Consider the following 21285-nt stretch of genomic DNA (forward strand, 5'->3'; position numbering starts at 1 on the left):
ACCCCGATGACTGAAAGCAGTGAATCATTATTAGAAGCCATCATCGAAATCTTGAGGACAGAACGCCAAATGGAGTTGACAGAGCTTTACCAGCGTGTACGAGAGCGAAACGATTTAGATTTGTCACGTTTTACGACCGATGATGGATTCGAAAGCCGTATACGAAAGTTGATTTATCTTCACGCCAGTGAGTGTGACCTTTTCGCAGGGGGAGAGGATTTGTTTTTCAGTGAGACCGGTAAAGGTACAGGCCGTTGGGGATTACGGAGGTAAAAAACACGCCACCAAAAGTGACGTGTTCGAAGTTATTAAACCAATCCTAAAATCTCTACTTCAACCAAAGCACCTTTTGGTAACTCTTTGACGGCAATACAAGAGCGGGCCGGGAAATGGTGATGCGGTTCGAAGTACGCAGCATAAACTTCATTGAAGGCTGCGAAGTGCTCCATGCTCGTTAAGTAACACGTCGTCTTGACGACACGGTCCGGCGTCAGGCCGGCTTCTTTTAAGATCGCATCGACATTTTTCATGACCTGTTCCGTCTGTTCGGCAATCCCGCCGGCAACGAGCTCACCGGTTGCCGGGTCAATCGGAATCTGACCGGAGGCATAGAACGTACCGTTGGCGATGAAACCTTGCGAATAGGGACCGATGGCAGCGGGTGCCTGGTCTGTGTTGATTTTTTTGAATGCGTTCATGATAAAACCTCCTATGATTTTGGATGGTGAATAGGGATATGGCGTGCGATTTACGGTCAACTGTAGGATAGTTGTGACAATGTTACTATTACATACAAGGAGTGAAGCAAAATGCCTCTTTATCATAAGTTAGTCCGAGACGAAATTCCAACCATCATTGCGAAAACCGGAAAGCAGGCGACGTTCCGTACGCTTGAGCCGGAAGAGTTTTTAGCGGAAGCAAAACGAAAGCTCCATGAGGAAGTCGCGGAATATGAAGCTGCGGTGACGGACGCGGATGCAGTCGAGGAGCTGGCTGACCTGCTCGAACTGATTCATGCATTAGCGAAGACGCATGGAACGACAGTCGAAGAACTGGAAGCCGTCCGACAGGCGAAACAGCGAAAGCGCGGCGGTTTTGAAGAACGGCTTTATCTTGTCGAGGTAGAAGATTGATCCCGGAAGCGAAGCTGACGACACACCATTTATATGACTCACTCGTCAAAGCCATTGACCAGGCGGAGGAAGTCTATATCGTCGCAGCGTTTGCCCAAAAGTCAGGCGTCGCTTTACTCGTCTCGGCGTTTCGGCGCGCTTTGCAACGGGGCGCCGAGATTCGTCTGTTGATTGGCGACTATCTACATATCACCGATCCAGAAGCACTTGCGCAGTTGATTGCGCTTGACGGGTTATCGGTCCGCTTTTATCGGTCAGGCGGACGCTCCTTTCATCCAAAGGCGTATCTGTTTCGAAACGCGGAGACCGGCTTATCGATTGTCGGTTCGTCGAACATCTCGAACAGTGCGCTTCGCTCCGGCATTGAATGGAACGTCCATTTGCCGCAAGCCGTTGCACCCCAGATACTCGATGATGCGATTGATGCTTTCATGGATCTTTACCTTAGTGAGTCGGCAGAAGAACTCAATCCGGTCGTCTTAGAAGCCTATCGTCAAGCGTATGCGGCGCGTCAATATGTTGCGGAACCGGAAGTCGAATATGACGAAGGGACCGTCGTCGTTGCTCCGGAAATCCTCCCTCATCGGGTGCAGGAAGAAGCGCTACACGCGTTACGGGAAACGATGGAGGAAGGACGGACACGTGCGTTGACGGTGCTCGCGACAGGCTTAGGGAAGACTTACCTTAGTGCATTCTTTGCGGGAGACTTTACCCGGGTCCTGTTCCTGGCGCATCAAAAAGAACTGTTGCTGCAGGCAGAGCGTTCGTTTAAAAAAGTCAATCCGGCGTGGCAGACCGGCTTCTACATCGGAAGTGACCGGACCGTCACAGAGACGACGGAGATCGTCTTCGCGTCCGTCCAGACGTTGGCGCAAAAGCGTCACTTGGAGCGGTTTACACCCGACCAGTTCGATCTCATCATCGTCGACGAGTTCCATCATGCGGCAGCGACGAGTTACCGAAAAATTATTGATCATTTCACGCCCCGTTTCCTGCTCGGTCTGACAGCGACACCAGACCGGATGGACGGAGCAGATGTCTATGCGATCTGTCATCATAACGTCGCTTTCCAGATGCACTTCACGGCAGCGATTGCTGAAGGGTTTTTGACACCGTTTCATTACTACGGCATTCATGACACGATTGATTATTCCCAGATTCGGCGGTTTGGTCGAACGTATGATGCGACGCAACTCGAGAACCGTCAACTTGATCGTGAAGTCGCGAATAATATTTATCATTCGTGGGAGAAACATCGTCAAACGAAGACAATCGGTTTTTGTTCGTCGATCAAGCAGGCGGAATACTTGGCGCAAGTCTTCCGGGATAAAGGAACGACGGCGTTTGCACTGACAGGACAGACGACCAATCGTGCGCAGTACATGCGAGCGTTCGAGCAAGGCAAGATTGAAGTACTCTTTACGGTCGATTTATTCAATGAAGGTGTCGATATTCCGAAAGTCGATACACTCTTGTTCTGTCGTCCGACGGAATCAGTAGCCATCTACACGCAGCAAATCGGACGCGGACTGCGTTTGGCACAAGATAAATCACACTGCGTCATCATTGACTTGATTGGGAACTATCGTAACGTCGAGACGAAACTGAAACTGCTTGGGGCAATGAAAGAATCATTCAAGCGAGGGGAGACAGAACCGATTACGCCACCGTCCGGCTGTGTGATTGAGTTTGATACGCGGGCACTGGAATTGATTCATCGACTACGGCAACCAAGCCAGCGGAAGTTACGGCTGATTGAGCAATACGAGCAAATCAAATACGAACTCGGTCGTCGACCATCGTATGTTGAAATCGGGGAATACGCGGCAGTTCCGCAAGGTTATAAACAGGAGTGGGGGTCTTACGTTGGTTTTTTGAAGGAGAATCAGGAATTGTCTCAAGAAGAAGTCGAGGCGTACGACGCAAATCGGGAACTGATCGAACAGGTCGAGAAGACACAGATGAATCGGAGTTATAAGATGATTGTCTTGCTAGCGATGCTCGAGCGAGGAGAAGAACGCTGGATGGAGCCGATTACGGCAGCTGAAGTCGCACCATTTTTTTATGAGTATTTGCATGCAGAGAAGTATCGGGAAGTGAAAGATGCGCAAGGGAAGGTCTTTGAGAATGGATACAATGAGTCAAAAACAGTAGCATTGCTGAAACAACAGCCGTTTCCAAAGATGGGATATCCGTTTGAAACAACTAAAGATCAAAGAACATTATTTATTCAACAAGACTTTAAGACAGATAGTAGAGTATTAACGAAGTGGATAACGGATATTGTTCTGTTTCGGATTGAACATTATTTTTCAAGTTAGACTAATGAATTGATGAAGAGTGATAAAATAGAAATATATGTATTTTTGATTTTCAATAAAATAATTCACGAGACGTGACGGGGAGTTTTATAAATGTCGATACCAGAAAAAGAAACTGTTGTTAAAATGATCAGCGAAAGATACGATTGTGTACTTACAATCATGAAACAAAAGAAAATCATGTATGAAGGAACAACGTGTAATGACAAATCAGTAGTCTTATGTACACCAGAAACGAAACTGCACAATCAAGAGCACGGTTGGTTTGACTTGTCGACGAAGCAAGTTGAAATTTTGGATGGTGCAGATATGGCGATCATGGCCGTTCGAATTGAAGGTAACAAAGTGTATTTTGTAGAATTCAAAAATTTGAGACGTTTAATGACAGCGGATATGATTTTGGATTATTCAAAAGATGAAAAATGGAGATTTTATATCTGGGAAGATCATATTAAGGTTCGAGGAAATGATGAGAAGTTTTATGTGAGTGGGGAAGTCGTTAAAACTGTAGAACATGTATAAATCTAAATGTGATTAAGATTAATATCACTTCTGTGGAAATAGTCTTTTTGTAGTTATGAGAACGATAAATTAAAAGTAGTATAAGTATACACGGAAATAACGATACATCTGAACGGGTAAGAAGACCGAACAGATGTATCGTTATTTTTGTAGGAACGAACTATTAAATGTTAGTAGACCCATCGCTCGTCGTTTTTTTATTGAATCGTACCTTCATAAGTAAATCAGTCATAGCCTTACTCTCTGTCTTCAAAGAACTCGGAAGAAAATGCTTAACTGTAGTTTCTGTTAATTGATACGCTAACTTGCTTTTGACTGGTTGGTTTTTAAAATCTTCTTCTGAAATTAGGTGATCGTGAATCATTTTGACGAGTGATGGTACTTGTTTCATGAGGAACTCTGTAGTTTTTCCTACAAGCTCATTTTTTTTACTTAACATAATAAATCGCTCCTTTATAGTTAGTGGATTTGAATTTCATTTTTAATTATTTGGTATGACGATCAATCAGCTGATTGATTGTTGAAACGACTAATGGGACTGCTGCCAATAAAGCCTGCTTGATTAATTTGTTTTGCATGATTTTACCTCCATCATTTTTTAATGTGTCGGACCATTGAATTTTTTATTGATAATGTAGATAAGACTTGTTGAGACGATACTAACTATTGATTTTAAAAGTTTAGCAAAATTAGGATTCATAAAATTTTACCTCCTTTCGTAAAATATGTGACGACTTCTTGTTAACAATATATAACTAAATTTACTTAGTGTCAATATTTTTACAAAATGTTTTTTATTATTTTTTTTGTACTTATTTTTACTTGGAGTTATAATAATTATTAGAGGTGATGAAATTGAACAACTATTTATTATCAATTGGAAATCAGATGGCGGAAATTCGTCAGATACTAGGGATTACACAAGAAGAGTTAGCAAAGATGATGGGAGTAAGTAGGCCTACTATTGTAAAAATCGAGCAAGATCCAACCAAAATGACAAAGGCTTTAGGATATGCATTTTTTAGTTCTGTTTCGTATGAAATCTTAAAACGTCTAAAGGAAACAGAATGTATTAATCCGGATGAGTACGAACGAGAAAAAGATATGGGTATTTTTTTGAAAAATATAGCTTCTAGCTCCGGAACGACCATCAGTGGATTGAAGCGTGTGACGACAATGGCCTTAAGCAAGTTGATACCAAACATCGGAACAATTTGGACATCTCTTCCGAAAGGGAATATTGCTGAAGGAGCTACTGCTATTTTGAAAAAGTATGGTGGTGAAATTAAGTGGGATCTTGATAAGGCTAAACTAATTAAGGAGACCGCGGAAAAAAAACTACAAGATGATCACAAACGGATGTTAGCGATATTCAATTTAAATGAATTAAGTGTTCTTGAGTTTGGGGAGGAAATCGAAAAAGGAGAAGATCCAGACTACGATATGTGGTAATGATTGATGTGAAATCCATCTAACGTGAGAATAAAAAATTTAAGAGGTGATAGGGATGTTTGATTCAAAAAAAATCACAGATCGACTTCAACAAATGACAAAGTTAGTAACTAATGCAACAAGTGCTGGAGTAAACACGTTAAAAGATGTAGTAGCGAATAAAGAAAACCAATCAAATTCATCTGAACAATTACGAAATCGCTTACTGCACCTCATTGAAAAAGCAAAACAGACTTCAAAGTGGAGTGTAGAAATAGAAAGTCGCATAGATACATTAGAAAATCTAGTCCGAAAATCCTTGGTTAAACCGAAGTTAGCGATTGTAGGTATGTCGGATGTAGGAAAAAGCCACCTGATCAATACATTATTAGAGACAGAAAAAATTCCTTCAGACTGGTCACCTACTACATCAGTCAACATCTACATTAAACATATTGAAGATCGGCCACATTTCCTCGAAGAAGAAATTCTGATCTTCGGTGGAGATGAAAATGGATTCGATGTCAGCCGCCTGGATGAGGAAGAGTATGTTCAGAGACATATGATTGCTAAGGGTGGAGAGAATCTATTAAAAGAATATGCAATCCGTCAACCAAATGAAATTTTGACACGGAATATTCAGGCAGCGATTGTTTATTTAGACAGTCCGATTTTAAAGAGTTGCGATATTATAGATGTTCCCGGATTCGGTACGGGTGACCGTCAATCAGATGATCAGTTTGCGCATCACTCACAGAGACTTGCAGATGTCATTGTCTACATGTCTGTATCTAATGCATTCATGCGTGGAACTGATATTAATTTCTTGAAGAACACACTTGACTCTCTTTCATCAGCAGATGTTGAAAATGATGAAGCAAAAGCATTCGCTAATTTATTCGTTCTTGCTTCTCAAGCACATATCATTGGAGAGCAAGAAAAGCTTGAAAGAATTTTAGATGCTGGAACAGACCGATTCTATCACTCTGTACCAGAAAGTGATTGGAAAAATAGAAGTGAGTTATCGGGTAGAGTACACTCGAAAGCAGCATTACGTCAGCGTTTTTATGCTTACACAACAAATGATGAGCAGTTACAAAAGAAGTTTGAAAATGAGTTACAGGCATTGTTAGCCGACTTACCAGAAAGAATGAAGTATCAATCGATTCAGATGGTTTCAAAATTACTGGAAGATCAATATGATTTGACTGAACAAGAACTAATCAATCAAGAACTTCTGTTATCAAAGCGTGAGATACTTCAAGATGAATTACACAGAATTGAACGGGAAGAACCGTTGCGAAATGAGCGTCAATTGAAGAAACGTGTAGACGTCAATCAAATGATTAAAACGTTAAGTAGAGAAAGTAAACTTCAATTTGAGGACGTTTATCAGAATGTAATGAACAAAGAGGTAATCGAAAAGGTAATTAAAGAGAACGCGTTCAAAAAAGACAATCAGGGAAAAGAACAGCTTGTTACTTATTTGTCGAATGAATTACAACGTCAGTTGAATATACTTTTATTAGACCGGACAGAGACTTTCGTAGAAGGTGTACAAGATTATCTAGAAGACTTCGAAACGGATATCAAAAAATCATTCCCTCAGAAGAATGAGATGAGATTAGCCTTTGATGTAAAAAATGTTTTTCTTGGTGGAGCTGCTGGAGCGGCTGCGTTAGGTGGAATGGCAGCTTACGCAGCAGGAATGGGAAATCTAGGTGGCTACATCCTTGTAGCAAAAGGTGCAGGATTATTAGCAGGTACAGGCTTTAATATTGGTGTTTTGGGTGGAATGAGCGGAATTATGTCAGGTGTTGCAGCAATTGGTGGTCCAGTGACACTTGGTATCGGAATGGCAGTTCTTGTTGGTGTATCGACTATTGCTTTCCTTTCAGCAACAGGTTGGGAAGAAAAACTAGCGAAAAGCATCATACAGGCATTTGAAAAAGAAAGTGTTGAAGAACAATATGCTCAGGAAATTGATCGTTATTGGAACGAAACAAAAGTAGGATTCGATACGGCAGCGAATGAGCTGGGGCATAAGTGGGAAGAACACGTGGCACAGTTACACTCAGATATCAAAAATAAAAATGTAGACTCGATTGAACGTTTAATTGAAGAGTTAAAGACTTATCAAAAACTTTTAAAGCAAGTCGAACTTGCTCTTTGATTAAAAATAAAAAGGTATATCATGAGTTGATAATTCATAAAATAAGATAAGATGGTTTTATATACTGTTCGTTCTTATAGTGTGTCATGCAAAACATAGAAAATGATTATGTATAAATATTACGTCTGAGTAAAGTTACTTGTACGTTCTTGTGAGCCATTCGATGAAAATAATTAAGTCTCTAAGTGCGATAAATATACCATTCATAAAAGAAAAAGAGCTCCAAATTGAGAGCTCTTTTTCTTTTTTCAGAAAAATTACGCTTCTTATTCCAAGGTAGATATTACTAATTTACTAAGTTTAAAATATATGTTATAGCTAAAATACTGTTGTTTATCTGCATTGTCTAATAAATAAAGTAAGACTAAAATAAAAAATAAGATAGATGAAATGTGTGCGTATATTAATGAAATAAACTAGGGAATATTGTATACAAAACCATTTGGATCAAATTAAGAGAGAAATGATTATAGAAATAGTTAAGTAATGAAAAGGAAAAAACAGTAGGGTAAAATCTGATTTTGGAAATAAACAAGTATGAAGTCTTGTTTGAGAGGTTTGATTATATGACAATAGAACTAGAGTATTCTTCAAGTATGAACGGGGCGTCGTACTTACTGTTTGAACTGAAACAAGTAGTTAAATTGAAACAAAAAGGTTTGTCTATTGAAGAAATTCGACACAAAGTAGTGGATGAAAATTTATTTCAGTTTGAAAATAAAGGGAGAATCAAGCGCACATTACCATCAGTGATGAAAAGAGCTCATGTAATTGACTCGGATCTAGCAATTCTTATGGTAGAAGGTTCTATTGAAATGAGTAAGGTAGTTAATTTATATGCAATTATGAAGACCGATCTTCTTTTTTTTGAATTTATGGATGAAGTAATTAGTGAAAAGTTACACAATAATGATTATTTGATTGAGAAGAAGGATATCAATCTCTTTTTCGAAGCAAAGTTAGAGCAGAGTGAAAAAATATCGAGTTGGAGCGATATTAATATCGAAAAGTTAAAGCGAGCGTTTATGCAGGTCCTTTTCGAAAGTGGATTTCTCAAAAGTCGACAAAGCAAAGAACTAGGACACATCATCATCGACGAACAAATCAAAGAATACCTTAACCGTATAGGCGATGTTCGATATGTACGAGCGATGGGTGAATGAGGAGAAAGTATGGCTAATTTAAATGCAAGACTAGATAGTATCATTCCAAAAATCAAAGAAGAAAAATTTATTGATGGGCGCGGCTTAGGGAATGAAATTAGTTTTTATGTTTTTGATTATGAACCAAAGGATGAACTTATTGTTAGAGATTATGTAAAACACATAAAAAAAGAGTTCAATTATGAGGGAACTGATAGAAGAATCATTGAATTCGATTTGTACAAAATGCTTATCGAGATTACAAAAGAAAAGCGTATCTTTGATCGCGTCTTTGATATGGAAGAACGTCAAGGAAAAGATGCCTTATTTAGAGCTATGACCGCCTTTGCCAAACCGGAAGTATTTGTACAGAAGATCAAGGAACAGCTGGACGATTACAATGTTGTATTTCTTACTGGCATCGGGAAGGTTTATCCATTTGTACGTTCACACAATATTTTAAATAACCTTCAAGAAGTATTGGATAAGACGCCCGTAGTAATGTTTTTCCCTGGAACATACGATGGTCAATCATTGCAATTATTCAGTAAGTTCAAAGACGATAATTACTATAGAGCATTTCGCTTAGTTGACTAAAAAAATACGGCATTTGATTTAATTTTAGATAAGACGAGGAGGATTTTACATGCTACTTAAAGAGATGTTCTTAAAGGATATTGAACGTGATATACGTGGCGTTATTAAAGTCGCACAAACGAACGAAAAGGATATTTATCAAGAACTTGACGAATATGTGGTCACGCAAGAGTTGCACAAACATTTCTCGAAGTTCTACGACAATTATCAAAAAGGAATTAATGGAAAGACAGATAAGATGGGTGTTTGGATTAGTGGCTTCTTCGGATCCGGTAAATCTCACTTTCTTAAAATTCTCGCATATCTATTAGAGAATCAGTCTGTTAAAGGAAAGCATCCAATCGATTTCTTTGAAAACAAAGTACAAGATACATTAGTCTATTCCAATATGAAACGTACTGCTGATGTGGATACAGAAGTAATTTTATTTAACATTGATTCTAAAAGTTCTTTAGGTAGCAAATCAAAAGAAGATGCTATTTTGCGCGTTTTCATGAAAGTGTTTTACGAACATAGAGGCTATTATGGGGATATTCCAGGTGTAGCTGAAATGGAGAAATACCTGGATAAACGAGGCTTTTATGAAACGTTTAAACAAGAATTTTATACGTTAGCAGGTGAGATATGGGAGGAACGTCGTAACAGCTTCTACTTTGATGCAGATTATATCATCGGGGCATTAACCAAAGCGACAGATATGTCGGAAGAAACTGCACGTGACTGGTTTAATGAAGGTGTAAACAATTTTGAAATTAGTATTGAAAAATTCTCTAGAGACGTAAAAGAGTACATCGATGAAAAAGGACCAAAATTTCACTTGGTATTTTTAGTTGATGAGATTGGTCAATACATAGGAGATAGTCGTGATTTAATGCTTAACTTGCAAACATTAACAGAGGATTTAGGGACACATGCGCAAGGAAAAGTGTGGATTATGGTGACATCACAAGAAAGTATTGACTCCATAGTAAAAGTTAAAGGTGATGATTTTTCTCGTATTCAAGGACGCTTTGATACAAGACTATCGTTATCTTCGATATCAGTCGATGAAGTTATTAAAAAGCGGATTTTGGAGAAGCATAAGCACGTTAATGACAAACTAAAAGTGCTATACCCTGAAAAAAGCCCAATTTTAAAAAATCTTATCAGTTTTACTGGTAGTACAGCGGAACTTAGAGGATACAATAATGAGAAAGAGTTTGCTGAAGTCTACCCGTTCATCCCATACCAATTTAAATTATTACAAAATGTATTTGAGCAAGTACGTAAACATGGCTCATCGGGCAAGCATTTATCTGAAGGTGAACGCTCGATGCTTTCTGCTTTTAAAGAAGCAGGACTACGATATAAAGACGAAGAGGAAGGCTCTCTAATCCCTTTTTATTCCTTCTACGATACAATCAAAGAATTTTTAAACCCATCGATATCTAGAGTTATTGAAGGGGCAACTGAGAATTCTGTGTTGAAAGATGATCGATTTAATCAGGATTTATTGAAAGTACTGTTCATGATTAAATATATTAAAGAATTGCCAGCAAGCATCGATAATATTGCGACACTTATGGTTACCCATATTAATGAAGATAAACTGCAGCTTAAAGAAAAAATTAAGGTTTCTTTAAGAAAGCTAATTGGACAAACCTTGATTCAAAAAAATGGCGAGCACTATCTCTTCTTAACAGATGATGAACAAGATATTAACCGTGAAATTAAACAAATGAATATTGATGAAGACATTATTAAACGTGAGTTAGCCAACTATATCTTCCAAGATTTATACGAGAATAAACGATTCACCTATAATAAATTTTACTCCTTTAGTTTTAATCAAAAAATGGACGAAAAAAATTATGGGGCTCAGACATCTAGTATCGGGTTGCATATCTTATCTCCGCTATCAGACAACTATCAAAAGTCAGATCAGGAAATGATGATGATGACTTCAGACAGTAGTGAAATGGTAATTAAATTAGGTGGTAGTGAAGCATACGTTGAGGAAATAGAAGAAGCACTTAAAATAGAAGAATTTCGTAAGAAAAAGAACATTACACAGCTTCCAGAAAATATTCAAAACATCTTAAACAACAAGCAAGCTGAAGTGCGTGAAAGAAGACGAAGAGTACGTGAGCTGCTAGATGATGCGATTAAAAATGGATCTTTCTTTGTCAATGGAGACAAAATGGATAGTAAAGGTTCTTCCGTAAAAGAAAAAGTTAACTTTGCCTTTAAACAATTAATCGATAATGTATATTTTAAATTAGGATATATAAAAGAGAATATAGAGAATGAGCGACAATTGATCGTTATTTTAGCTTCAACCAACGATCAATTATCTTTAGACGATAGCATCGTGACAAAACCAAATGAATTAGCTAAACGAGAAGTCTATGAATTTATCGATATGCAGGATCAAGCACAAAAACAAAACCGCGTGAAATTGGTATATGATCGCTTTCAAGATAAGCCATTTGGATGGAAGCAGCTGGACATTGCCGGTTTGCTTGCAGAGTTGTTAAAAGAACAACGTATTCGCATTCGATACAATGCAGAATATTTAGAACCTGAGGTAGACACAAATAAATTAATAACAGTCTTTGGAAAAGCAGGCGAATCGGATAAAGCACTCCTTTTTAGACGGATGAAGGTTGACGGTGCACTCATTCAGACAGCCAAGCGGGTCTGCAGAGAAGTTTTCAACACCACGGATTTAGCAGATGATGAGGATGGTCTTGTCAAAGATATTCGTGCACTCATCAGTAAACAAATAGACGAAATTAATTCGTATAAAGTACGTTACGAAGGACGGAAGTATCCAGGAATGAGCCTACTTGATAAAGGGCTTGAGTACTTTACTCAATTTAATCAAAAAATTGATAACGTTACATTCTTTAACAAGTTAACAGAGCACGAAGAAGACTTGATTGACTGGGAAGAAGATATCGTTTATGTGAAGAGTTTCTTTGACACGAATCAGAAAGAGATTTTTGATCAAGGCTTAGCCGGATTGAATAAGTACGAAGAAAACAAAGCATATTTGTCAGAGGACACTGTAACAGAAGCTATGGTAAGTCTTGAAGATATTATCAAAAACCCAATTCCTTATCGTAAGATTAAAGAAATTCCAGAATTGGTCTACAAATTAGAAAAGCAAATGACGTCCCTTTTATCTGAGAAAAAAATTAATGTTCAAGAAAAGCTGAAAGAGGATTATGACGAGTTATTTCTATACTTAAGACAATACGGAGTATCTAACGAAACAAAGCAGCAAATCGAAGAACGCTATAAAATCTTGCAAACTAATTTGAGCGTATTTACTGATATTTATAAAGTCGATGCAACGATTGCTCAAAGTACAAGCTTTAAAGAAAAAAGTATCCTCAGCATCAAACGAGAAATTGCTGAATGGCAACGTAAGAAAAAAGAAGAGCATCAAGGAGGACATGGCGATGAGGTTGTTGACCCACCAATTAGCCCACTAGAAATTCGTACAGAAAGTGTAAAAGTAAAAAACTTAGTTGATATAAATACATTAAAGACAGAACAAGATGTAGACAAGTATATTAATGCCTTGTCTCATAAGTTAAAACAAATAATTAAATCAAATAAAGAAATCAAATTTATAGATTAAAGCATGGATTTCTAGCAGACATGAGCACCGACAAAATTTAGTTTGTCGGTGTCTGTGATTTTTATAAGGAGTGATTGCATTGAACAAATCAGCATTAAAAAAATTCGCAACTGAAGCAAGAAGAGAATTACTTGAAAAAGTAGAACTTCAAGCTAGAAAATTGGGTATTACTGCGGAGTCAATTCAAGAAGTAAATGTAGAAAGCTCAGACGCTGTTTTTATTGAAGGTAGACAGCTTTCCGATACAGAAAGAAAACAGCGAAATAAACTCATTTCTCGAATTAATGACATAGGTTTTGACCGTGTAATGGATGAAACGGCATATACATGGTTCAATCGTTTTGTCGCACTGCGTTACATGGAGGTAAATGATTACCTTCCAACAAAAGTCCGCGTGCTTTCTTCCAATTCAGATAGTGTGGAGCCAGACATGATGAAAGAAGCATTGTCTTTAAATTTAAATTTGGATAAAGAGTATGTGTACGACTTAAAACTGAATAATAAAACAGATGAGTTATTTAAATACTTGATCAAAATGCATTGCAATGACTTGAATCGTTATATGCCATTTATGTTCGAGACGATTGAAGATTATTCTGAAATTCTTTTCCCTGAAGGATTACTTGGAACAGATTCATTTATTAGTCAAATGATAAATTTAGAATTTATACCAGAAGAGAATTGGAAACAAACAGAGGTCATTGGTTGGCTGTACCAATACTATATTGCAGAAGAAAAAGATCGAGTCTTCAAAGCGAAAAATAAGTATAAAGCAGAAGAAATCCCTTTTGCTACACAACTGTTTACACCCGATTGGATTGTTCAATATATGGTGCAAAATTCACTCGGACGTTATTGGACAGAAGCTCATCCTGAACATAACGACTTAATAGAAAATTGGGAGTTTTTCTTGAAACATGAACAAGAAAATTTCCAAGAAAAAATTGCTCCGTATATAGATAAAGAATTAAACGTAGAAGAAATTAAATGTTTTGATCCTGCAATGGGCAGTGGACATATTCTATTATATATGTTTGATGTGTTGTATGAGATTTATAATAAGTGTGGGTATACAGAACGAGAAATCCCAAGATTAATTCTTGAAAACAATTTGTATGGATTAGATATTGACGATCGCGCTTATCAATTAGCAAGTTTTTCCGTGGTTATGAAAGCATTGCAATATAATAAGCGTTTCCTAAGAAGTATTGAAAAAGAAGGACTTTCATTAAACTTAGCAGCTATACAGGAAACGAATAGCTGGGATAACGATGTCATTTCCTATATTGTTGGAGACTGCGAAGGAACTAGGTTCGCACAAACCAGAGTATTTATTGAACAATATCAAACTGCTAAAACATTTGGTTCGCTCATTCAAGTGGATGAAACTGATTTAAAGTATTTAGAAGAAAGGCTGCACGAGATTAAAGAGAGTCCAGTAGCTGACATATTCGACACTGAAAAGCGTGATCAAGTAATAACTGAGCTACCGCTTCTGATCAAGCAAACGAAAATTATGAGTAAGCAATATGACATTGTAGTTATGAATCCACCTTATATGGGTTCGGGGAGTATGAATAAAGAGTTATCAGATTTTCTAAAAAAGAACTATCCCGATTCTAAATCAGATTTGTTTTCCGCTTTCATGGAAGTAAATCACTATTTAAAAAAGAATTCATTTTATGCTGCAATTAATCAACATTCATGGATGTTCTTATCAAGTTTTAAAAAGTTACGTGAAAAAATAATAAGTATAAAGAATATAGATTCAATGATCCATCTAGGACCTAGAGCATTTGAAGAAATAAGTGGTGAGGTAGTGCAGTCTACAACATTTGTGTTAAGAAACACTTTCTCCAATGATTTTAAAGGAATATACATTAGAGTAGTTGATGAACGTTCTGCTGTCGAAAAAAGAAAAAAAATTATGTCCGTGTTAAGTGGGAAATCAGAAAAAAATCTTTACACAATAAATCAAAAATCGTTTAATACTATACCAGGGTCCCCTTTTGCATATTGGATAAGTAAAAATGTAAGTAGAATATTCAATGAATTAAAAGAATTGAGCCATTATGCTGATTCCTGTATTGGTATGAGAACAGGGGATAACGATAGATTCTTGAGGTACTGGCATGAAGTTGGTAAAGAAAAAATAGGGATTGGTTTAGAGAGTTCTAATGATGTTATAAATGAAAAGAAAAAATGGATACCATATAATAAAGGAGGGGCATTCAGGAAATGGTACGGAAATAACAATTTTGTTGTTAATTGGGAATTTGATGGTAAAGAAATTAAGGAGAATACAAAATTAGTTTATCCTCAACTCGGAGATAATTTAAGCTGGAAAATCAGTAATGAACAATATTATTTCAAAAAAGGTATTACATGGTCAGGAGTAACTATGAATACATTTGGTGTTCGATGTTATGGTAAAGGAATGATATTTGATTCAGGAGCTAATGGACTCTTTGTACATGATGATGACCACTACTACTACTTTGCAGGATTATTAAATTCAAAATTTGCAAATATGGTTATAAAGATTATTAATCCAACAATTAATACTGGTTCAGGTGTAGTATCGACGATTCCAGTAAATATTTCAAGTGAATATAAAAATGAAATTGATCTTACCGTGTCAAACTGTATTAGACTCTCAAAAGAAGATTGGGATTCATACGAAGAATCATGGGATTTTAAAAAACACCCCTTATTAAAATATAATTCACCTACTATTAAAGAGAATTTTTATCTATGGGAAAGAGATTCTGCGCTTCGATTTAACCAACTTAAAACTAATGAAGAAAAATTAAATTATATCTTTACAAATATATATAATTTAAATAATGAGCTTTCATCAGACATTGATGATAAAGATGTTACAGTCCGAAGAGCAAATCTGAATATGGATATAAAAAGCTTTATTTCATATTTTATTGGTTGTTATTTTGAACGTTATTCTCTAAAAAAAGAAGGATTAATAAATGCTGGGGAAGATATTAATAATCCACAATATAAAAGAAATCCGATTGGAAATAATGTTATCCCAATTCTTTCAGGTGCTTATTTCCATGACGATATCGTCACAAAATTTATTGACTTTATTCGATTAACATTTAGTGAAAAGACACTTGAAGAAAATCTAGACTTTATTGTAGAGGCGATTGGTCGAAAGAAAAATGAAACACCAAGAGAAAGTTTGCGTCGTTATTTTTTAAATGATTTTTATAAAGATCATGTGCAACTATATAAGAAACGACCAATTTACTGGTTATTCACATCAGGTAAGGAAAAGGCATTTAACTGCTTAATCTATATGCATCGCTATGATAAAACGACGCTTTCTCGTATGCGGACGGACTATTTACACGAAGTTCAAATTCGCTTAGATGCGGAAAAGAAAGACTTGCTTGATATTATTGAAGGAGATTCGACTACGAAGGAAATCAGTAACGCTAAGAAAGAACTCAAGTCGCTTGACAAAAAAATTGATGAATTGAAAGCTTACGACGAGTTACTTCATCACATGGCAGATATGCAAATCGAAATTGACCTAGATGATGGTGTGAAAGTGAACTATGAAAAATTTAAGGGTTTAGTGGTAAAGATATAGTTGGAAGTAATTAAAAGGCAGGTAAATGCTATGAACATGACACAAATTGAGTCCGCGCTACAAGACATCTTCGATGAACTGTTAAATGATGGCGAACAACGAAAGCTTGTGTTTTGGGTGGATAAAGACAAAGAATTTACGGAGGAAATTGGTCAATTAGCATTACCGAATGTTAAAGTCCAAACATTATCTGATCGAAATTCATTTTATATAAAGTATTTGTTGGAAGAAGAAGATCCGACGTCTTATTATCTGATTTATACCAATCTAGAATTAGGTGTAGAAGATAATTGGTTAGCGGATACAGTGCTCTATTCTAAGGTCTTTTTCGCGGATCGAATCTCACTTATATTAAATGAACTTCAGATGGATCTCTCTCTGAGAACAATTATTAAGAAAAATGAACGATTTTTTAACAATAAAGAACGCTTCCGTAAATTTCAGTCATTCGCTATCGAGTCCTATTCGGAAGAAACAATTGAGTTGGCGATTATGAGTGTATTGTGTAATGTAAAAACACCGGATTTTGAAGCGGTGTTAAAAGAAGTGTTGATGGATACGCTTGATGAGAATGAAAACCAACCCTTATCTCAACTAAAACGATTTTTTGATATAGATATATTTTGGCAATATGTCGCAAAATACTATGGATATGTACGCGAAACCAAGACCTTGAAGACTTTGTTTATCCATTTAACCGTTACAGCGTTCACGCATTCTATAAATGATGAATATTTAACGAGTGTAAAGGATTTTATAGCTGTACGAAATAAGGCGAATGTGTTGGTGTTTATTGATCACTGGATGCATCATAAAGCACATGGTGTAGTCTTTGATCAGTATGCTGAAATGGTAGAACAGGAAATCCAACTGCCAAATATTCTGCAAGATATCCCGGTAGATGAGCTTAAACAGGCAGATATATTCCCGTATACCGATAAAGCTATTATCCTCTATATTGCGAATAACTTAATGGAAAAGCTGGAGGATTACGAGGAGTATACAAAGCTTATTAAATTAAGACGTGTAAAACATTATTACGAAAAATACGCATCGATTTATGAATCTCTTTATTACACAGTAAAAATGCATGAGTTTTATAAAGCTCATCAACAAGGGATTTCACAAGGGCCAGCCATTGATTTATACAAAGCTTATTGTGATGAGTATTTCGTTATGGATACGTATTACCGGAAGTTCTATGTGGCCTACGATGAAGAAAGTAATCACGAGTTAGTGAAAAAGTTAAAAGAACTTGTCGAACACTTGTATACCAACTGGTTTATCGGCGAATTAAGCTCCCATTGGTCGAAATCGGTTAAGTCGGAAATGATTGAGGAATGGTCGCTTCCGGGAGTTCCAAGTCAGCAAAGTTTTTATTCGTCAACGATTGCTCCGCATGTTCAAAAAGGTGAACGTGTTTTCGTTATTGTTTCAGACGCCATGCGTTATGAAGTGGGATTGGAACTGATAGATCTTTTGAACTTTGAAACGACAGGTATTTGTGAAATGCAATCCATGCTTGGCGTAGTTCCTTCTGTAACGAAGTTAGGTATGGCAGCACTGCTACCACATCGTAATTTAGATTTTGATGAAAACGGTCGTATGCTGGTAGACGGAAGGGATTCGGCAGGACTCGAAAGTCGCAAAAAGATTATCGAATCTTATGTAGAAGATAGTCTAGCCATTCATTTCCAAGATATGCTTGCCATGAATAAAGCCGGTCGTCGAGAAACCTTTAAAGGGAAACGCGTTGTATATATTTACCACGACACAATTGATGCAATGGGCGATAAAGCTTCTACTGAAATTTATACGTTCAATGCGGTTGAAACAGCCCTAAATCAGTTAAAGGCATTAGTTAAAATGATTCGCGATGATTTAAGTGGAACGAACATCTACGTCACTGCTGACCATGGTTTTTTATATCAACGTGATGCCTTAGAAGACAGCGATAAAATAAGTAATGAAGTATTAAATGCGGTCGAAGTAAAGCGTCGCTATGTATTGTCGAAAGAAAAACGCGAAATTTCTGGACAGCTTGGCATTAACTTGTCTTCAATTGTAGATAATGAAGAGCAACTGACAGCCTATGTACCAAATGGGACGATTCGGAATCGCATGCAAGGGACTGGCGTCAACTTTGTTCATGGTGGTGCAAGTTTACAAGAAGTTGTGGTTCCGTTAGTTGTCTACAAAAACAAAAGAGCTGGTCAAAAGGGATCTTATGCTCTCCAAAAAGTAGACATTAAACTCACAAGTTCGACACGCAAAATTACGAACAGTATTTTCAATTTAAATTTTTTCCAAACAGAAAAAGTCGAAGATAAGATGATTCCGCGTACAGTGGTTATTTGTATCGAAGATATCGATGGAACGGTTTTATCCAATGAAGAAACAATTATTGGAGATCGTACATTTGATAACCCTGGGGATCGTATATTTAAGCTTCAATTTGTCTTAAAAAGTATTTCGTATGATCGTAGCAAAACTTATTATTTACTTGTAAAAGATTTAGAAACAGGAGTTGTAACAGAGAAGATACCATTCTCCATTAATCTAGGAATTGTCAGTGATTTTGACTTTTAATTGAGGAGGTGTACTTGTGGCAGAAGAAACAGATGGGGCTTCGACACTAGATCTTGATAAGAAATTAAATGATGTATTTGCTGGGCGAGTTGTTCGTAAAGACTTAACTAAGCTCATTAAAGAAGGTGCAAATGTTCCTGTATATGTACTTGAGTATTTGTTAGGAATGTATGCAGCGACTGATGATGAACAGAGCATTCAAGAAGGTGTAGATCGCGTAAAAAAAATCTTGACTGATAACTTTGTTCGTCCAGACGAATCAGAAAAAATCAAATCAAGAATTCGTGAACTGGGACAATATTCAATTATTGATAAAGTGACAGTAGCTTTAAATCCGAAGATTGATACGTATGAAGCGGAGTTTTCGAATCTTGGATTAAAAGGTGTTCCGATTCCTTCTAATTTTGTAAAAGAGTTTGATAAACTTCTTGTCGGTGGCATTTGGTGTATGGTCAAGATTGATTATTATTACGATGAGGAAGGGCGAGCTTCAAATCCATTTAGTGTTAGCAGTCTTCAGCCAATTCAAATGCCGAATATGGACATGAATGAGGTATTTGAAGGGCGCAAGCAATTTACAAAAAATGAATGGATCGATGCATTGATTCGATCGACTGGGATGGAACCGACACAATTAGAAGAACGTGTAAAGTGGCATTTACTTTTACGACTGGTACCTCTCGTAGAAAATAATTACAACATGTGTGAACTTGGACCTCGTGGAACAGGAAAATCACATGTATACAAAGAAATTTCACCTAACTCCATCTTAGTATCGGGTGGACAGTCAACAGTAGCCAATTTGTTCTATAATATGTCTACTCGAAAAGTTGGACTGGTTGGAATGTGGGATTGCGTCGCATTTGATGAAGTCGCAGGTATTCGATTTAAAGACAAAGATGGCATTCAAATTATGAAGGATTATATGGCTTCAGGATCGTTTGCCAGAGGTAAAGAAGAAAAAAATGCTTCGGCCTCTATGGTGTTTGTTGGTAATATCAATCAAAGTTTAGATGTCTTATTAAAAACCTCACATTTATTTGCACCATTTCCTGAAGAAATGGCAAATGATACGGCATTCTTTGATCGAATGCATTATTATATGCCGGGCTGGGAAATTCCCAAAATGCGACCAGACTTCTTTACTGATAAATACGGATTCATTGTAGACTATATCGCTGAATTCTTTAGAGAAATGAGAAAACGCTCGTTTGCGGATTCAACAGACAGTTATTTTAAATTAGGTAATAACTTAAACCAACGAGATACTATAGCCGTGCGCAAAACAGTATCAGGGATGGTAAAGCTCATCTACCCAAATGGAATTTATACGAAGGAAGATATTGAAGAAATTTTGCGTTATGCATTAGAAGGACGTCGCCGAGTCAAGGAACAATTAAAGAAAATTGGTGGCATGGAATTTTATGATGTGATGTTTTCTTATATCGATAAAGAGACACTGGAAGAAGAACATATTTCCGTACCGGAACAAGGTGGTGGAAAGCTCATTCCTGAAGGCATGGGTAAGCCCGGACATATCTATGTGGTAGGGCATGGTAACTCAGGTATGATAGGCGTTTACAAACTCGAAAATCAAGTTGTCAGTGGAACGGGTAAGTTTGATAAATCGGGTGTTGGTTCTTCTCGAGAGACAAAAGAAAGCTTAGACACAGCTTTTCGTTTCTTCACAGCTAACAGTAAAAACATTAGTAATACTATTAGTACCAAAACCAAAGATTACTTGATGCATATTAGTGATCTTCAAGGAATTGGACTGACGAATGAACTTGCGATTGCGGAACTAATTGGCCTTTGCTCAGCAGCATTGGACAAACCGGTTCAAGAGAGTACAGTCGTTATTGGTAATATGACTGTTGGGGGAACAATCGCAAAGGTTGAAGAATTTGCAAGTGTTTTACAAGTCTGTGTCGATGCAGGCGCGAAAAGAGTATTAATCCCTGCATCATCTGTTATGGATTTACAAACTGTTCCACCTGATTTATTAGTCAAAGTACAACCAGTATTTTATGCAGACCCAACAGATGCTGTATTTAAAGCACTTGGTGTAAGTTAGAGCCGCAAAAATACCTTCCAAAGCTGATGTGAATCAGAAATGGAAGGTATTTTTTGTAGGTA

General features: G+C 37.0%; 14 protein-coding genes. 12 read left to right on the forward strand and 2 right to left on the reverse strand.

The window, feature by feature from the left end:
• Nucleotides 1-6 precede the first annotated feature (6 nt).
• Entirely contained in the window at nt 7-273 is a 267-nt protein-coding gene (locus AC0VYQ_RS01740; protein WP_475404094.1) for a hypothetical protein, read from the forward strand.
• Between the two features lie 35 nt (nt 274-308).
• On the opposite strand, the gene AC0VYQ_RS01745 is transcribed toward AC0VYQ_RS01740, so the two are convergent.
• Nucleotides 309-698 (reverse strand): RidA family protein, encoded by a 390-nt coding sequence (locus AC0VYQ_RS01745; protein ID WP_214770368.1) that lies wholly within the window; start codon nt 696-698, stop codon nt 309-311.
• Nucleotides 699-809: 111 nt separating this feature from the next.
• Here AC0VYQ_RS01745 and AC0VYQ_RS01750 point away from each other — a divergent pair, with 111 nt between their 5' ends.
• From AC0VYQ_RS01750 to AC0VYQ_RS01760, 3 genes are all read left to right on the forward strand, one after another.
• Complete coding sequence (locus tag AC0VYQ_RS01750; RefSeq protein ID WP_475404095.1) at nt 810-1133, forward strand: nucleoside triphosphate pyrophosphohydrolase; 324 nt, start codon at nt 810-812, stop codon at nt 1131-1133.
• Complete coding sequence (locus AC0VYQ_RS01755; RefSeq protein ID WP_475404096.1) at nt 1130-3454, forward strand: DEAD/DEAH box helicase family protein; 2325 nt, start codon at nt 1130-1132, stop codon at nt 3452-3454. Before AC0VYQ_RS01750 ends, AC0VYQ_RS01755 begins: the two co-directional genes overlap by 4 nt.
• 93 nt (nt 3455-3547) lie before the next feature.
• Nucleotides 3548-3976: a hypothetical protein gene (locus tag AC0VYQ_RS01760; protein ID WP_475404097.1), complete on the forward strand. Its 429-nt coding sequence runs from the start codon at nt 3548-3550 to the stop codon at nt 3974-3976.
• Nucleotides 3977-4139: 163 nt separating this feature from the next.
• On the opposite strand, the gene AC0VYQ_RS01765 is transcribed toward AC0VYQ_RS01760, so the two are convergent.
• The gene (locus AC0VYQ_RS01765; RefSeq protein ID WP_475404098.1) at nt 4140-4415 is read right to left on the reverse strand and encodes a hypothetical protein; all 276 of its coding nucleotides are present in this window, start codon (nt 4413-4415) and stop codon (nt 4140-4142) included.
• 416 nt (nt 4416-4831) lie between these two features.
• On the opposite strand from AC0VYQ_RS01765, the gene AC0VYQ_RS01770 reads away from it, so the two are divergent.
• From AC0VYQ_RS01770 to brxL, 8 genes are all read left to right on the forward strand, one after another.
• Entirely contained in the window at nt 4832-5428 is a 597-nt protein-coding gene (locus tag AC0VYQ_RS01770; RefSeq protein ID WP_214855529.1) for a helix-turn-helix domain-containing protein, read from the forward strand.
• Nucleotides 5429-5483: 55 nt separating this feature from the next.
• Nucleotides 5484-7580, forward strand: a complete 2097-nt coding sequence (locus AC0VYQ_RS01775; RefSeq protein WP_475404099.1) for a GTPase — start codon at nt 5484-5486, stop codon at nt 7578-7580.
• 566 nt (nt 7581-8146) lie between these two features.
• The gene (locus AC0VYQ_RS01780; protein ID WP_475404100.1) at nt 8147-8743 is read left to right on the forward strand and encodes a DUF1819 family protein; all 597 of its coding nucleotides are present in this window, start codon (nt 8147-8149) and stop codon (nt 8741-8743) included.
• Nucleotides 8744-8752: 9 nt separating this feature from the next.
• A complete protein-coding gene (locus tag AC0VYQ_RS01785) occupies nt 8753-9319 on the forward strand; it encodes a DUF1788 domain-containing protein (protein ID WP_475404101.1) in 567 nt (188 codons plus the stop codon).
• Nucleotides 9320-9368: 49 nt separating this feature from the next.
• The gene (gene brxC, locus AC0VYQ_RS01790) at nt 9369-12947 is read left to right on the forward strand and encodes a BREX system P-loop protein BrxC (RefSeq protein WP_475404102.1); all 3579 of its coding nucleotides are present in this window, start codon (nt 9369-9371) and stop codon (nt 12945-12947) included.
• A 79-nt stretch (nt 12948-13026) separates the two neighbouring features.
• On the forward strand, nt 13027-16560 hold the full coding sequence (gene pglX / locus AC0VYQ_RS01795) for a BREX-1 system adenine-specific DNA-methyltransferase PglX (RefSeq protein WP_475404103.1): 3534 nt from the start codon (nt 13027-13029) through the stop codon (nt 16558-16560).
• Nucleotides 16561-16590: 30 nt separating this feature from the next.
• Nucleotides 16591-19149, forward strand: a complete 2559-nt coding sequence (gene pglZ / locus AC0VYQ_RS01800; RefSeq protein ID WP_475404104.1) for a BREX-1 system phosphatase PglZ type A — start codon at nt 16591-16593, stop codon at nt 19147-19149.
• Nucleotides 19150-19165: 16 nt separating this feature from the next.
• Nucleotides 19166-21223 (forward strand): protease Lon-related BREX system protein BrxL, encoded by a 2058-nt coding sequence (gene brxL, locus AC0VYQ_RS01805; protein ID WP_475404105.1) that lies wholly within the window; start codon nt 19166-19168, stop codon nt 21221-21223.
• The last annotated feature ends 62 nt before the right edge of the window (nt 21224-21285 follow it).

Source organism: Exiguobacterium sp. QJM3NY_9 (assembly GCF_056173545.1).

What these genes read in the sequence shown, in the direction of transcription:
- AC0VYQ_RS01765 (WP_475404098.1), bottom strand. Translation starts at nt 4,415, where the DNA reads ATGTTAAGTAAAAAAAATGAGCTTGTAGGAAAAACTACAGAGTTCCTC.
- brxC (WP_475404102.1), top strand. Translation starts at nt 9,369, where the DNA reads ATGCTACTTAAAGAGATGTTCTTAAAGGATATTGAACGTGATATACGT.
- AC0VYQ_RS01780 (WP_475404100.1), top strand. Translation starts at nt 8,147, where the DNA reads ATGACAATAGAACTAGAGTATTCTTCAAGTATGAACGGGGCGTCGTAC.
- AC0VYQ_RS01740 (WP_475404094.1), top strand. Translation starts at nt 7, where the DNA reads ATGACTGAAAGCAGTGAATCATTATTAGAAGCCATCATCGAAATCTTG.
- AC0VYQ_RS01775 (WP_475404099.1), top strand. Translation starts at nt 5,484, where the DNA reads ATGTTTGATTCAAAAAAAATCACAGATCGACTTCAACAAATGACAAAG.
- AC0VYQ_RS01750 (WP_475404095.1), top strand. Translation starts at nt 810, where the DNA reads ATGCCTCTTTATCATAAGTTAGTCCGAGACGAAATTCCAACCATCATT.
- AC0VYQ_RS01785 (WP_475404101.1), top strand. Translation starts at nt 8,753, where the DNA reads ATGGCTAATTTAAATGCAAGACTAGATAGTATCATTCCAAAAATCAAA.
- AC0VYQ_RS01745 (WP_214770368.1), bottom strand. Translation starts at nt 698, where the DNA reads ATGAACGCATTCAAAAAAATCAACACAGACCAGGCACCCGCTGCCATC.
- pglZ (WP_475404104.1), top strand. Translation starts at nt 16,591, where the DNA reads ATGAACATGACACAAATTGAGTCCGCGCTACAAGACATCTTCGATGAA.
- AC0VYQ_RS01760 (WP_475404097.1), top strand. Translation starts at nt 3,548, where the DNA reads ATGTCGATACCAGAAAAAGAAACTGTTGTTAAAATGATCAGCGAAAGA.